The organism is Streptomyces sp. NPDC048269, assembly GCF_040652395.1.
Lineage (GTDB): Bacteria > Actinomycetota > Actinomycetes > Streptomycetales > Streptomycetaceae > Streptomyces.
Map to the genome: position 1 here is coordinate 1 of NZ_JBEZLW010000060.1, position 15,566 is coordinate 15,566.

Sequence of the window (15,566 nt, forward strand, 5' to 3'; positions counted from 1 at the left end):
CGGTACGAGGAGCTCATCGCAGCTGCCGGTGAAGCTGCGAGCCCTGAGGAGTACGAACGGAGCCTACTCGGCGAGTGTCAGATGCCGGGTGATCTACGCCCATGACGCCGTGTTCGCTAATGCATCGACAAGTGTGTGCCATGTGTGGGTAGTTCGAAGAGTGTGGTCATTCTGCGGGGCCCGCGGGGAGGTCTCTTTAAGAAAGCTTGTTGAATAACGCTGACGCCCGGGGCGCCCTTGAATCAACTCCGGTAATCGGTCAGGGTTTCGAACTGACCCCCGGAGATCTTCCGGGTCCGGCGGGGTCACGCAACACGCTTTGACGCCCCACACGTCACCACGAGGAGCACTCTCTTCATGTCAACTCACAAGCACGCACGCACCGGTTCGCGAGGCTTCCGGATTCTTGCAGTGGCCACGGGAGTCGCCACTGCAACCGGTGTCTGCATGATGCTGTCCCCCTTCGCCGGCGCGAGTGCTCCGGCCGAGGGAACGGTGTACGGGCTGGGCGCACCCGGAGCGCTCAGCGGCAGCTACATCGTCATCCTCGACAAGAACGCCGACAAGCAGGCCCTCGCCAAGAAGTACGGCGGCGAGCTGAAGCGGACCTACACGTCCGCGGTCAACGGCTTCTCCGCGTCCGGCCTTTCGGAGACCGGCGCCAAGCGGCTCGCCGCCGACCCGGCCGTGGGCAAGGTCGTCCAGAACAAGAAGTTCTCCATCAACAGCACCCAGGACAACCCCCCGTCCTGGGGTCTCGACCGCATCGACCAGAAGGAGACCGCGGGGGACAAGAAGTACACGTACCCCGACGCGGGCGGCGAGGGCGTCACGGCCTACGTCATCGACACCGGCGTACGGATCAGCCACAAGGACTTCGGCGGCCGGGCCCAGCACGGGTTCGACGCCGTCGACAACGACCAGAGCGCCGACGACGGCAACGGGCACGGGACGCACGTCGCCGGGACCATAGCGGGCACCTCCCACGGGGTGGCGAAGAAGGCCAAGGTCGTCGCCGTCCGGGTGCTCGACGACAACGGCTCGGGCACCACCGAGCAGGTCGTGGCGGGCATCGACTGGGTGACGCAGCATCACACCGGACCCTCGGTGGCCAACATGAGCCTCGGCGGCGGCGCCGACGAGGCGCTCGACGAGGCGGTGCGCCGGTCGATAGCCTCCGGTGTCACCTTCGCCGTCGCGGCGGGCAACGAGTCCTCCGACGCCGGACAGGGTTCTCCCTCGCGGGTCACGGAGGCCGTTACGGTGGCCTCCAGCGCGGCCGACGACTCCCAGTCCTCGTTCTCCAACTTCGGTTCGGTCGTGGACATCTACGCGCCGGGAACGGACATCACCTCCGCCTGGAACGACAGTGACACCGGTACGAAGACCATCTCCGGCACCTCCATGGCGACCCCGCACGTGGTCGGCGCGGCGGCGCTCTACCTGGCCGGGCACAAGGACGCGACGCCCGCACAGGTCGCCCAGGCCCTGACCGCGGGGGCGACCGCAGGGAAGATCACCAACCCGAGCAGCGGAACACCGAACAAGCTGCTGAAGGTGTCCGAGCAGTAGGCGGACCCGCCCGTCGAAGCACCGAGGCCGTCGCACCCGAGGGGGGATGCGGCGGCCTCGGCGCGCGTCAGTGCGGGAAGCGCCTCAGCGCACCCACGGCTTCCACACCTGCTCGTTGCGCTCCACCCACTTCTTCGCCGCCTGCTCCGGCGGCAGCTTCTCCTCGGCGATCATCAAGGCCACCTCGTTCTGCTCCTCCACGGTCCAGTGGAACTTCTTCAGGAACGCGGCGGCCTTCCCGCCCGCCTCCGCGAAGCGCGTGTTCAGGTACTTCTGCAGCGGCGTGTGGGGATAGGCGCAGGCCACCTTCTGCGGGTCGGCGTCGCAGCCCTCCTGGTACTCGGGCAGCTTCACCTCCGTCATCGGGACCCGCTCGAACAGCCACTGCGGCTTGTACCAGTAGGTGAGGAAGGGCTTGTGCTCCTTCGCGAACTGCCTGATCTGGGTGATCTGCGCGGCCTCGGAGCCGGCGAAGACGACCTCGAAGTCCAGGTCCAGGTTCTTCACCAGTGCCTTGTCGTTCGTGACGTACGACGGGGAGCCGTCCATCAGCTGGCCCTTGCCGCGGCTCTCGGCGGTGCGCAGCTGGTCGGCGTACTTGTCGAGGTTCTTCCAGTCCGTCACGTCGGGATGGGCCTCGGCGAAGTACGTCGGGACGTACCAGCCGATGTGGCCGGTCACGCCCAGGTCGCCGCCCGGCGTGGTGGTCTTCTTGTCCTCGACGTACCGCTTCTCCTGCTCCGGGTGGCCCCAGTCCTCCAGGATCGCGTCGACCCGGCCCTGGCTGAGCGCGTCCCAGGCGGGGACCTCGTCCACCTGGACGGTGTCGACGCGGTAGCCCAGCTCGTGTTCGAGCAGATAGGCGGCGACGGCGGTGTTCGCCTGGGCGCCGACCCAGGACTGGACGGACAGGGTGACGGTCTTCGCGCCCTGCGCGGCGGCGTACGGGGAGGTCTGCCGGGTCATGTCCGCCGCGCCGCAGCCGGTGAGCACGGCGAGGGCCGTACCGGCGGCGAGTGCGGCGGGGAGCGCGGCGGCGACCCGTCGGCCCCGGCGGCCGGTTTCGTGGTGTCGGATCGGCATGTCAGACCTCCTTCGCGGGCTGGGTGACGCGGTCGAGCATCAGGCCGAGGCAGACGATCGCGGCGCCGGCGACCAGGCCGGTGGCCAGATCGCCCTGGGCGAGGCCGAGGACGACGTCGTAACCGAGCGCGCCGCCGCCGACCAGGCCGCCGATGATGACGACGGCGAGTACCAGCACCACCGCCTGGTTGACGGCCAGCAGCAACGCGTGCCGGGCCAGCGGCAGTTGGACCTGCCGAAGCTGCTGCGACCCGGTGGCACCCAGCGAGCGGGCCGACTCCATGGCCGCCGGGTTCACCTCGCGCAGCCCCTCGGTGGTGATGCGGACCACCGCGGGGAGCGCGTACACGACGGCGGCGGCCGCCGCCGGAGCGCGGCCCACGCCGAACAGGGCGACCACCGGGATGAGGTAGACGAACTGGGGCATGGTCTGGCACACGTCGAGCACCGGACGCAGCAGCCGCTGGGCGCGGGCGCTGCGGGCGGCGCCGATGCCGATCGCGAAACCGAGGACGAGGGTGACGGCAACGGCGGCCAGCACCTGCGAGAGCGTGTCGAGGGACGGTTCCCACACACCGAGGACGCCGATGGCGGCCAGTGCGAGTACGGCGGTCAGCGCGGTGCGCCAGGTGCCGACGAGCAGGCCCAGCGCGGCGACCAGGAGCAGGAGCAGCCACCAGGGCGCGGCCTGCAGTCCGGAGCGCAGCGGGTCGAGGACCCAGCCGGTGAACCGGGCCGCCCAGTCGGCGGTGCCGCCGACCACGGGTACCCCGGAGTAGAGGTGGCCGGTCATCCAGGCGACCGCCCGGTTGACGGGCTCCGCGATCGGAACGGTCCAGGCCTCGGGCCACAAGGAGGTGCCCGCCATCCGGCCGGCGACCGCCGCGGCGACGGCCGCGAGGACGGTGAGCAGGCGGCCGTACCAGCCCGCGAACACCCTGCGCAGCAGGGGCTGTTCCGCCAGCGGCGCCGGCGGGACGCCCAGCCGGGTGCCCGCCGCTTCGGTGGTCCGGTCGAGGACCACGGCGAGCAGCACGATGGGGACGCCGGCGGCGAGCGCCGCGCCGACGTCGACCGAGGCGAGGGCCTGGTAGACCCGGTCGCCGAGGCCGCCCGCGCCGATCACGGAGGCGATGACGGCCATCGACAGGGCCATCATGACCGTCTGGTTGACACCGAGCAGGAGCTGGCGGCGGGCCAGCGGGAGCCGCGCGGTGAGCAGGCGCTGGCGCCCGGTCGCGCCGAGCGAGGCCGCGGCCTCCAGCACCCCGGCGTCGGCCTCGCGCAGGCCCAGCGCCGTGAGACGGGCCATCGGCGGGGCCGCGTACACCACCGTGGCGAGCACGGCGGCGGGTACCCCGATGCCGAAGACCAGCACCATCGGCAGGAGGTACGCGAAGGCGGGGAGCACCTGCATGGTGTCGAGGACCGGGCGCAGCGCGCGGTCGGCCCGCGGCGACAACCCGGCGGCGAGGCCGAGGAGCGCGCCGACCGCAACGGAGACGGCGACGGCCACGAGCATCAGGGCGAGGGTCTGCATCGTCGGCACCCACATGCCGAGCAGCCCGCACGCGGCGAAGGCGGCCACACAGGTGACGGCGAGCCGGACGCCCGCCAGCCGCAGGGCGACGAGGCCCGCCAGGGCGGTGACGCCGATCCAGCCCGCGGCGAGCAGGACGACGTACACCGCGCGGACGGACACCACCACGGCGTTGCTGACGTGCCCGAAGAAGTAGAGGAAGAGCGGGTGCCCGTCCCGGTTGTCGATGATCCAGTCCCCGGCCCGTCCGAGCGGCCCGGAGAGGTCGACGGCGAGGGCGGCCGGCCAGCCGCCGGCGCCCGGGAAGGCCATCGCGAGCGGGAGCAGCACCGCGGCGGCGACGGCGAGGGGCAGGACCTTGCGGCCGGCGAGGCTGTGGAGCAGGAGGGCCTTCAGGCGGCTGCCGGGCGACCCGGCGGCCACGGACCTCGGGCGGGCGGACGGTCCGCCCGCGTCCGGGCGGACCGGTCGTCTGGACCGGTCCTGCTCGCCGGGGTCCCGTACGGGTGTGGTGGTCGCGGTCATCCGCACCGCCTCCCGGTGCCGGCGCAGTGGGCTCGGCGCGTCATGCCGCCACCCCCCGCCCGGTCCCGGCCGGCAGGCCGGCCACCACCGCGAGCAGCCCCGCGTCGTCGACGACGCCCAGGCACCGGCCGTCGTCGACGATCCGCGCCGGACCGCCGTTGCGGGCGACGGCCTCGATGGCGTCCACCACAGTGGTGGCGGGGGTGAGGGCGGGGCCCTGGCCGGCCTCGTCGGCCGTCGCGGGGCGCATCGCGCTGCGTACGGTGAGCACCTGCTCGCGCGGCACGTCGCGGACGAAGTCCCGTACGTAGTCGTCGGCGGGCGAGCCCACGATCTCCTCGGGGGTGCCGAGCTGCACGATCCGGCCGTCGCGCATCAGCGCGATCCGGTCGCCCAGGCGCAGCGCCTCGGACAGGTCGTGGGTGATGAAGACCATCGTGCGGCCCTCCTCGTGGTGGAGCCGGGCCACCTCGTCCTGCATCTCGCGGCGGATCAGCGGATCGAGCGCGCTGAACGGCTCGTCGAACAGCAGCACTTCCGGGTCGGCCGCCAGGGCGCGCGCGAGGCCGACCCGCTGCTGCTGACCGCCGGACAGCTGGCCGGGCCGGCGGTCGCCGAGGCCTTCGAGGCCGACCTTGGTGATCATCTCGGCCGCCTTGGCGCGCCGGTCGGGCCGGCTCATGCCCTGGATCTCCAGACCGTAGGCCACGTTGTCGAGGACGGTGCGGTGCGGCAGCAGGCCGAAGTGCTGGAAGACCATGGCGGCGCGGTGGCGGCGCAGGTCTCGCAGCCGGGCCGGGTCCATGGCGAGGACGTCCTCGCCGTCGATGGCGAGCGATCCGGCCGTGGGCTCGATCAGCCGGGTCAGGCAGCGCACCAGCGTGGACTTGCCCGAGCCGGACAGGCCCATGACGACGAAGACCTCCCCCTTGCGCACGTCGAAGGAGACGTCGCGGACGGCGGCGGTGCAGCCGGTCCGCTCGCGCAGTTCGGCGGCGGGCAGCGCGGCGTGCTCGGAGTCCGGCACGCGGGCGGCCTTGCGAGCCGGGCCGAAGACCTTCCACAGGCCCTGGACGGAGAAGACGGGAGTGCCGTCGGCGTCGGAGCCGCCGCCCGCACCCGGGGCGGCGGGGCCGGTATGGACCGCGGTCACCGGACCTCACCTCCCAGCAACTCGGCGGCCTTCTCGCCGACCATGAGCACTCCGATCATCGGGTTGACCGCGGGCATCGTCGGGAAGACGGAGGCATCCGCGATGCGGATGCCGTCGAGGCCCCGCACCTTCAAGTCCGGTCCCACAACAGCCCTTTCGTCGTCGGCGGCGCCCATCTTGCAGGTGCCGGCCGGGTGGTAGACGGTGTGCGCCACCGAGCGGGCGTACGCGCTCAGTGCCTCGTCGTCGGTGATCTCCGGGCCCGGGCACACCTCGCGCTTCAGCCATCCGGCCAGCGGCTCCGTCGCGGCGATCTCGCGGGCCAGCTTGATGCCGTCCACCAGCGTCCGGCCGTCGTAGTCGTCCTCGTCCGTGAAGTAACGGAAGTCGAGGGCGGGTTTGACCTCGGGGTCGGCGCTGGTGAGGTAGAGGCGGCCGCGGCTGCGCGGCTTGGGGATGTTGGGGGTCAACGAGACGCCGTGCGCGGGGCGTTCGTAGCCGATCCGCTCCGGGTTGTCGGTGAACGGGATCTGGTAGAAGTGGAACATCAGGTCGGGCCCGGGCGAGTCCGGGTCGCGCCGGACGAACAGTCCCGCGTCGCTGTCCATCGCCGAGTTCTCGGGGATCGGGCCGTCCGTCTCCCAGACGATCACGGACTCCGGGTGGTCGAGGAGGTTCTCGCCGACACCGGGCAGATCGTGCACCGGGGGTATGCCGAGGGCCTCCAGGTCCTCCCGGGGGCCTATGCCGGAGTGCAGCAGCAGGCGCGGGGTGTCCACGGCGCCCGCGCACACCACCACCTCTCGGCGGGCGGTGATCAGCGACTGCGTGCCGTCCGCGGCACGGACGTGGACGCCGCGCGCCCTGGTGCCGTCCAGCTCCAGGCGGTACGCCCAGGTCTCCAGCAGGATCGTCAGGTTGGGCCGGTCGTCCATGACCGGATGGAGGTACGCGACCGAGGCCGACGACCGCTTGTTGTCCTCGGGGTGGTAGGCGAGGTCGAAGAATCCGACGCCCTCGTGGAACGGCTTCCGGTTGAAGCCCTCGACGAGGGGCACCCCCAGCGCGCCCTGCGCCGCGTCCACGAAGTCGCGGGCGATGGCGTTACGGTCCGCCTCGTCGACCGGCACGATGTTGTTGAGGAGCCGGTCGAAGTACGGGTCCATGGCGGCGGCGTGCCAGCCCTCGGCGCCCGCCTGAGACCACTCGTCCCAGTCGGAGGGGAGCGGCTTGAAGGAGATGAGGGTGTTGTGCGAGGAGCAGCCGCCCAGGACACGGGCCCGGCTGTGCCGGATGTGCGAGTTGCCGCGCGGCTGCTCGGTGGTGGGGTAGTCGTAGTCGAGCTCGCCGCCGAGCAGGCCCAGCCAGCGGCGCAGGGTGAGCACGTCGGGGCGGTCGACGTCGCTGGGTCCGCCCTCGATGACGGCGACGGTGACGTCGGGGTCCTCGGTCAGTCGGGAAGCGATCACCGAGCCGGCGGTGCCACCGCCGACGACGACGTAGTCGAATTCCCGCTCGTGGATCTGTTTCTGGTTCCGGTGGTGCTTGATGGCCGTGGTCATGTCTCTCCTGCCCCCGTCAGCCCGCGAACCAGCGCACGGGGCGCGGTGCGAGGTTCTCGTACACGTGCTTGGTCTCCCGGTACTCGGCCAGGCCCGACGGGCCGAGCTCCCGTCCGATGCCGGACTTCCCGAAGCCGCCCCACTCGGCCTGCGGCAGGTACGGGTGGAAGTCGTTGATCCAGACGGTGCCGTGGCGGAGCCGGCCCGCCACCCGGCGGGCGCGGTCCCCGTCCGCCGTCCAGACGGCGCCGGCGAGGCCGTACTCGGTGTCGTTGGCGAGTGCGACGGCCTCCTCCTCGGTGCGGAAGGTCTCGACGGTCAGGACCGGTCCGAAGACCTCCTCGCGCACCACGCGCATACCGCGGTGGCAGCGGTCGAGGACGGTGGGCCGGTAGAAGTAGCCGGCGCCTGCGGGCCGTTCTCCCCCGGCGCGCAGTACGGCGCCCTCGGAGAGCGCGGAGGCGACGTAGGACTCGGTCCGCGCCAGCTGGGCGGCGGAGACCAGCGGACCGCATTCGACACCCGGGTCGGTGCCGCGGCCGATGCGGATCTTCTCGGCGCGGCGGGCGAGTTCGGCGACGAAGCGTTCGCGCACGGACTCTTCGACGATCAGGCGGGAGCCGGCCGAGCAGACCTGGCCGCTGTGCATGAAGGCGGCGTTGAGGGCCTGGTCCACGGCGGTGTCGAAACCGTCCGCGGTCGCGCACGCGTCGGCGAAGACGACGTTGGGGTTCTTGCCGCCGAGTTCGAGGGCGACCTTCTTGACCGTGTCGGCGGCCGCGCGCATGACCTTCGTACCGCTTGCCAGTCCGCCGGTGAAGGAGACCAGGTCGACGTCGGGATGGGCGGCGAGGCGGGCCCCGACCGGATCGCCCGCCCCGGTGACCAGATTGGCGACCCCGGCGGGCAGGCCCGCCTCCGCCAGCAGCTCGATGAGAGCCACCGTGGTCAGCGGGGTGATCTCGCTCGGCTTGATCACGAAGGTGTTGCCCGCCGCGAGGGCCGGTGCGATCTTCCAGCTGGCCTGGAGCAGCGGGTAGTTCCACGGGGTGATCAGGGCGCACACCCCGACCGGCTCGTGCACGACGACGCTGTGGATGTCAGGGGAGCCGGCGTCCACGACCCGGCCCGCGCTCTCCTCGGTGACGAGGCCGGCGAAGTAGCGGAAGGCGTCGCTGACGCAGTCGACGTCCACGCGGCCCTCTTCGAGCGTCTTGCCCGCGTCACGGCTTTCCAGCAGGCCGATGCGCTCGCGGTCGCGCTGGAGCAGGTCGGCCGTGCGGCGCAGCAGTGCCGCACGCTCGGCGACCGGGGTGCCCGGCCACTGCCCGTCGTCGAACGCGGCCCGTGCGGCGCTCACCGCCGCGTCCGTGTCGGCGGCGGCGCCCTCGGCAACCACGGCGAGGACGGTGGCGTCCACGGGATCCAGGATCTCCCTGGTGGCCCCCGAGGCCGCGGACCGCCATGTCCCGGCTGTGTAGATGGTCTTTTGCTCCGACACGACGCGCTGTACCTCCGGTTTCGCCACCGCGGCGAATTCCGCGGCGCTCTGGCAATCACCGCGCATGCCCCCCGCTCCGGAAGTCATGTCCCATCAGCCACTTGAAGTGACCGGAGTCACGCGGGCCCCGCGGGACTCGTGGGCTGTGGGCTGGTCCCTGGTGCTGGCCTCAGGATTTCGCCATGCGCAGCCGGAGGCTGTCGTAGATCGGCATGCTCCCCATCCGGTCGGCGGTCAGCGTCGCGGCGAAGCAGGCCGCGAACAGCGGAACGACCAGCGAGGTGCTCCCCGTCATCTCGACGACGAGCGTGACGCCCGTCACGGGCGCGCGGACGGCCGCGGAGAACAACGCGGCCATGCCGACGATCGCGAAGGGCACGGCACCGGAGCCGCCGCCCGGGAGGAGGGGCAGCGCGAGGCCGTGCACGAGCGCCCCCCACAGGGCTCCCAGCGCCAGCAGGGGAGCGAACAGCCCGCCCGGGGTACCGGCCGCGTAGCTGAGCGGCCCGGCCAGGAACCGCACCACGAGATACCCCGCGAGTACGGTGCCCACGGGCAGGTCGCCGCCCAGCAGGCGCCCGCTCAGCTCGTCCCCGCCGCTGCCCAGCAGCGGGTCGATGCCGGTCAGGAGTCCCACGACGGCCCCGATCAGGGCCGCCCGGGCCACCGGTCCGACCCGGGTGACGCGATCGGAGAGGTCCAGGAATCCGACGACCAGCCGGTTGTAGGCCGCGCCGAGGACTCCCGTGGCCGCGCCGAACAGGAGGAAGGCGGGCAGCAGCGCAACGGGCGGGCCGGCCAGGTGAGCCGGGACCTGGAAGATGGGGCGGTCGCCCAGCAGGAGCTGCGAGCAGCCGACGGCCGTGGCGGTGCCGATGAGGGTGAGGAGGACCAGGCGCGCCCTGACCACCTTCGTCACCTCCTCGCAGACGAACAGCACGCCGCCGAGCGGCGCCGTGAAGGCCACCGCGAGACCGGCGCCGGCGAGCGAGGTGTGCAGCAGCGTGATGTCCGGCGCGCTCATCCGCGTGCGCCGCCCCGCCTCCGCCCCGATCGCCGCACCCATGTGCACCGTCGGGCCTTCCCGGCCGAGCACCAGGCCCGAGCCCATGGCGATCAGGCCGCCCGCGAACTTGGCCGGCAGGAGCCACACGGGCTGCGGCTCCCGCTCGCCGCGCCACACGGCCTCGACGTCCTGGATCCCGCTGCCGGCGGCCAGGGGGACCCGCCGGGTCACCGCGCACGCGGCGGCGGCGCCGGCTGCCGTGGTGAGGACCGGGATCAGCCAGCCGGGCCCAGCGAGGCGCTCCGACGCGCTGAGCAGTGAGCCGTGCAGCTCCTGGGCCCGTACGAGGCACCAGCGGAAGCTCGCGCCGACCAGCCCGACGAGGCAGCCCGCGACCGCCGCGACGACGTAGACGGCCGGCCCGCCGCGGGGAGCACCGGGCATGCACAGACCTCCGCCGAGCCGTGGTTCGCGTCCGTCAGAGCCTCACCCGCCGCCGACGGGCCGTTTCGGACGTTGCCGCAGCCGCGCCGAAACCGGCCCCGACTGGGCCAACGGGACGCGTGGTCCGCCAGACCCCGGGTCATCTCGTCTCCCCTTCCGGGGGCGGGCTCAGGCCGGGACCGAGCCAGGTGTCCTCGACCGGGCGTCCGAGCAGGTACTCGGCGCCGTACGGATAGCGCTTGAAGGCCGCGGGCCAGTACCTCGCATGCTCGCCCTTCCTCGGGGGCGGCAACGGCGGGGCGTCGCGCAGGGCCTCGAACTGCGGGCGTACGGAATCGGGGAGCATCCCGCGGTCGAGGTGGTGCGCGGCCAGCCGGCGGACCAGGTGGCGGGCCAGCTCCCCGCTGTCCGTGTCCCGCTCGAACTGCAGGGTGAGCCGGTAGCAGATGTCGTTCCCGTCCTCGCCGTCCTGCTGGATCTCCACCACCACCTCGCACTCGTTGAGGAAACTCTGCTTGGGCCGGAATCCGACCGAGTTGGCCCACGGATAGCGGATGTGCCCCGCGAGCCGGCGGCCGTCGGCATCCGGTGCGTCGGCCACCAGCACCAGCCGCGCATCGGTCACGTACAGCTTCAGGCCGAAGATCCGCCACTCGGTCTCCGAGGCCGAACGCAAGGCCGCGAAGTCGAGGGTCTGCTTCGTCCACCACGCTCCGCGGACCGGTATCGGACCGTGCACCTCACCGTCGAACGACGTGAACCGGATCCGTCCGTCCGGATGGAAGCGCGTGTGGCGGACATCGGCCAACTCCTCCTCGTCCAGGCCGTGCCGGGCCATCATCATGAACGGCTCGTGCACGACGCGGGACGGCGGCCGGGGCGGGACGGCCGGACCGCTCGGCGCGGTGGACCGGGCGGGCAGCGAGGGCCGCGCCGGCTTCCTCGGCTCCTCGGACGGCCCCCGCCGCCGGGCATCCGTACGGGCCCCAGGAGCGGCCGGCGGTTCCCTGCCCGGCCCCTCGCCCAGTCCCACGTACGCATAGGCGAGGAACGCCAGCGGGAGCGAGCCGCGCCCGTCGCGCCACCGCTGCAGCTCCGCACGCTGCACGGCGCGCAGCGCCGCCGCCGGTTCGGCGTGGTGGCGCAGGGCCTCGACGAGGCGGAGATCGATCCGCTGCGCGGTCGGGGAGTCCAGGAGCTTGAACAGCGTGCAGTACACGTGCCGGGCGCCGCCGTGGACGACCGCGGCGCCCAGCCCGAGCCACTCGGGCACGTCCAGGAGGGACGGGGCGTACCCGCTGTCCGGCTGCCCGTACACACCGAGGCTCGCACAGGCGGCGAGCAGCACCCGACCGGGCATCCGGTAGACGGGCACCCCGCCCTCATCGGTCCGGTACAGGTCGTGCAGCCCCAAGGGGCCGTCGCTGAACTTGAAACCGGAGCCACCGGGATCGGACCGCGTCGGGCCGGCCACGTGCCCGGCGAGGTAGAGGACGGTCTCGTCCATGCCCTCCCTGGCGATGAGGGAGGCGAATCCGGCCTTGCTCAGGGGACCGGCGACCACCTCGCTGTCCTCGGGCACGGTGGCCACGGCGTACCGCAGCGTCTGGGCGGGGTGGTGCGGGGGCAGGTCGGGTCCCAGGACGGCGAGAGCGGCGGGCGTTGCGCCCCGCGGCAGGGCCACTGTGCCGTCCCTCGGGGGACGCGCGACCGCCGCGTCCCGCACGGTGATCCGCCGCCGCTGGGACAACAGGGCGATCGACGGCAGGTAGGACAGCTGCGCCGCGTCCAGGACCTGCCGCTGCGGCGTGAGCGTCAGCGCGCCGACCGGTACGAGGGCCAGCGCGCCGGTGGGGGCCAAAACCAGTGGGACCGGCGCCGAGGCCGTACGCAGGGCTTCGCGCAGCACCTCGGGGAGCATCGCGGCGCCGAGCCCGTCGAAGATCCGCGACCACACCTGGCCGGCGGTCAGGGACCCTCCCGCCACCAGGTCATCGGCGCCGGCGAGCATCAGGGCGCTGCCCGGCAGCCGCTTCGCCTGCGAGGGCGCTCCGGGCAGCCTGACCGGCAGGTGCATGACCAAGTCCTCGTAGGGTCCGGCGAATTCCGCGTGCGGAGTGCGTTGCGCGTGCCAGTCGCCCGACGGGGTGCGCACCGCGTGGTAGACAAACTCTCCGACCCGCGCACAACTCCAGTACCACCCGCCCGGAAACATCGTGGCGAGCTCGCCGTCGAGATCGACGGCGGCCGGTTCCTCGCCGCCGACCCACGAGGCGTGCCGCACCAGGATGGTCCGGTCGGTCAGCAACGGGTCGGAGGACTGCGGCTGCGACGACGCGGCCTTCCCGTCCGCCCCGCCGGGGCCGGGGCCGGGCGGCAGGCCGGTACTCGAGACCAGCGCGTCGAGCGTCGCGCGCAGCCGGCCACCCGGTTCGTCCGACTCGACGGGCACGGACTGTGCGCGGATGATCTCCAGCAGCTCGCCGACCAGGGCCGGATCGGCTGTCGCGAGGTCCAGCGCGAGGGCGTAAGTGGAGGCGTGGGAGGCGACCCAGCGGGCCCGCCACTGGGTGGTGGGCAGCTGGTAGCGGACGCGCTGGACGGCGCCCAGGCTCTCCAGCGCGTTGCCCAGCGCTTCCTCGTGCATCCCGACGGCTCTCTGGATGCGCGCGAGCACGGCGTAGGCCTGCGCCTCCAGCAGCGGCATCCGCGAGCGGCTCAGGTGGCGCAGCACGTTGTCCATGAGCCCGGCGGCGTAGACGTAGCGCTCGTGACGTCCCTCCTCGTCGACGCGGTCGGTTCCGGGGTAGTCCGCGGGATTCTCGATGACGTCCAGGTAGAGCGTGGCCAGCAGCAGCACCTCTGCGGCGTGGTCCCCGACGGAAACCCCCAGATCGGCCCTCCCCTCCTTCTGTTCGTACTGGCCCATCAGCTGTTCCACCACGCCGACCGCGTTGCCCGCCGCGTGCATCAGACGCAGGACCAGCAGCTCCGTTCGGGCCAACACGGCCAGGTTTCCGGCGCGCATGGCGGCACGGCGGGTCCGGCACAGCAACCGCAGGCCTTCGACGCACCGGGCGGAGTCCTGCGGGTCCGCGGTCAGGGCCTCGCTCATGCGCAGCTCGGCTTCGGCGGCCCAGTAGCGGGCCCGGCGGACCGGTGTGAGCAGGTGGACGGCCTCCCGCCAGCGCGCCTCGGCGGCCGCAGGCTGACCCGCGGCGAGCAGCACGTCTCCGGCCTGCAGCGCGCACCAGCCGCGGATCCCGGGCGGTGCGGCCACAGCGAGGGCGCGGGCTTCCTCCGACAGCACCATCGCCGACTGGAATTCGAGGCGGGCGACGGCTGCCAGGGCCCGGCACTGCACGAGAACCGGTCGGAACCGGGCCGGCAGCGTCCCGTAAGCGGCTTCGTCCCCGAGGAAGCACTCGGTCCGCGCCCGGTCGTCATGGGTTGCCTTGTCCACGGCGAGGAGCACCCGGGCCGCCGTACCGTCCCCCATGGCGCGCAGCAGGAACCACCGGCCCAGAAACCGTACGGGGCTGTCGGCGGGCGCCTGGGACATGATCCCCAGCCGCAGCATCGACAGAGCCAGCCGCACGAGGGCGACGACCGCGGCGGCGGGCAGGGCGGCGATCAGCAGGGACGGGTCGGCCCAGGCGGCCCACGAGAGGACGGCGACGAGCGAGGCGCCGGCCAGGGACCTGCGCCAGCCCGTCAGGGCCCATGCCGTCACCGGGAAACAGACGGCCGACCACCCGGGAGCGGACAGCATCAGGCACGCCGTCACCGTCAGCGCCACGACGGCCGAGCGGGCCGCGAGGACCTTCCACCACAGGGTGCGTTCGAGCGTGGCGAACAGATCGCTCTCGTACAGCCCGATGCGGGTCCTTCCCGAGCGGCCGGACCGGGCCAGGCGCCAGGACACGGCGAAGCGGGGGAGCAGCCCGAGCCGGGTCCAGGGACTGAACTCCGTCGAGAACAGGCCGGACAGGGGGATCGCGTCGTCGATCACCGCTTCGTCGTGGTCGAGGAGGTTGCGTTGTGCGAGCCAGTCGTGGAGCCCGTGCTCAGCGGCCGGGCCGAACGGATCGAAAACCGAGACGTTCACTTTGGAGCCAGCCTCCCCGTCAGCTTGAGGACCCGGTAGAAGGCGGCCGCCCGGCGGTCCTCCCGGCGGTCGGCCCTCAGGTCCCGTTCGGTCAGCTCCGGGTCAGCGGTATCGCTCTGGACCTGGAGCAGCAGGAGCCGGCCGTCGATCAGGTCGAACACCCGGCTCACCAGGGCGAGGAGAACCAGCCACCAGGGGATGCCGAGAACCGCCGAGGCGACGAGGAGGACCAGGTCCACGGCCAGCCGGGCAGCCGGCGAGAGGTTCTGCCGTCGCGCGAGCTGGCTCACGAGCCAGAGCGCGGACCAGGCGGTCACCGTGAGCGCGGCCCAGGCCGTTGCCGCCAGCGCGCACAGGATCACCAACTGGGCCCAGATCCGCACCCAGATGTGCAGACGGATGAGATGGGACTGCACCCGCGAACCCATGTGCGAGACACTGCTGTTCTCGGAGCGCATGCCGATGCTCCGTACCGTGCGCCCGGACGGCCGCCGCGCCCGGGTCTCGAACGAGTACGCCGCGGGGCGGTCCGGGCGGCCGTGCGACAGGATCGGCCCCCGGTCGGAGGGCTGTCGGTCCTGGGCACAGACGCGGTGGCGTTCGGTCATGGCGCTGCGCATCACGGCCCGTTCGGACAGCCCCGTCCCGCGGGCGAACCGGCGTACGTCCTCGTCCTCGGCGCGGGCCTCCAGACAGACCAGCAGGAGGTGGGCGGTGTCGGCGGAACCGTCCCCGGTCCGCCGCGTCCAGTACGCCAGCCTGCCGAGCGCGGCCGTCGCGGCGGGGGAGAACGGTACCTCCCGGGCCCGGCCGCCCAGGCCGGCTTCCGCGTCGGCGACCGCCCCGGTCGCCTCCGAGGTCAGGAAGTGGTGTGCGGCCAGGGACTTCGTCACGAGCCGCGACCGTGAGGAGGGATCGCCCGCGCACATCGCCGCCAGCAGCAGGTGCAGCGGTCCGACCGGGCTCCCCTCGCCGTCGGCCAGTCCCTGCGCGACCTCGACGCACCTGCGCAGGGCGGGTGTCCGGCGGCCGGGGGGTGAACCGGCGCCCGGGTCCGTGGGCATCGGGCGGC

At 72.7% G+C, this 15,566-nt stretch carries 9 protein-coding genes; 1 reads left to right on the plus strand and 8 read right to left on the minus strand.

The window, feature by feature from the left end; translation table 11 throughout:
• The first annotated feature begins 357 nt into the window (after positions 1-357).
• Entirely contained in the window at positions 358-1,572 is a 1,215-nt protein-coding gene (locus AB0D48_RS33925) for a S8 family serine peptidase (protein ID WP_362405973.1), read from the plus strand.
• Between the two features lie 84 nt (positions 1,573-1,656).
• On the opposite strand, the gene AB0D48_RS33930 is transcribed toward AB0D48_RS33925, so the two are convergent.
• From AB0D48_RS33930 to AB0D48_RS33965, 8 genes are all read right to left on the minus strand, one after another.
• Positions 1,657-2,538, minus strand: coding sequence for an ABC transporter substrate-binding protein (locus AB0D48_RS33930; protein ID WP_362406045.1), 882 nt, complete (start codon positions 2,536-2,538; stop codon positions 1,657-1,659).
• A gap of 118 nt (positions 2,539-2,656) precedes the next feature.
• Entirely contained in the window at positions 2,657-4,720 is a 2,064-nt protein-coding gene (locus tag AB0D48_RS33935; protein WP_362405976.1) for an ABC transporter permease subunit, read from the minus strand.
• A gap of 40 nt (positions 4,721-4,760) precedes the next feature.
• A complete protein-coding gene (locus AB0D48_RS33940; protein ID WP_362406048.1) occupies positions 4,761-5,786 on the minus strand; it encodes a glycine betaine/L-proline ABC transporter ATP-binding protein in 1,026 nt (341 codons plus the stop codon).
• Positions 5,787-5,869: 83 nt separating this feature from the next.
• A complete protein-coding gene (locus AB0D48_RS33945; RefSeq protein WP_362405979.1) occupies positions 5,870-7,435 on the minus strand; it encodes a GMC oxidoreductase in 1,566 nt (521 codons plus the stop codon).
• A gap of 16 nt (positions 7,436-7,451) precedes the next feature.
• On the minus strand, positions 7,452-8,936 hold the full coding sequence (locus AB0D48_RS33950) for an aldehyde dehydrogenase family protein (RefSeq protein ID WP_362405982.1): 1,485 nt from the start codon (positions 8,934-8,936) through the stop codon (positions 7,452-7,454).
• Between the two features lie 169 nt (positions 8,937-9,105).
• Positions 9,106-10,386 carry a ClC family H(+)/Cl(-) exchange transporter gene (locus AB0D48_RS33955; protein WP_362405985.1) on the minus strand — a complete coding sequence of 427 codons (1,281 nt, stop codon included), beginning with the start codon at positions 10,384-10,386 and terminating at the stop codon, positions 9,106-9,108.
• Between the two features lie 139 nt (positions 10,387-10,525).
• Positions 10,526-14,494: a CHAT domain-containing protein gene (locus tag AB0D48_RS33960; RefSeq protein ID WP_362405988.1), complete on the minus strand. Its 3,969-nt coding sequence runs from the start codon at positions 14,492-14,494 to the stop codon at positions 10,526-10,528.
• A complete protein-coding gene (locus AB0D48_RS33965) occupies positions 14,491-15,558 on the minus strand; it encodes a hypothetical protein (protein WP_362405991.1) in 1,068 nt (355 codons plus the stop codon). The genes AB0D48_RS33960 and AB0D48_RS33965 overlap by 4 nt, the downstream gene beginning before the upstream one ends.
• Between the last annotated feature and the right edge of the window lie 8 nt (positions 15,559-15,566).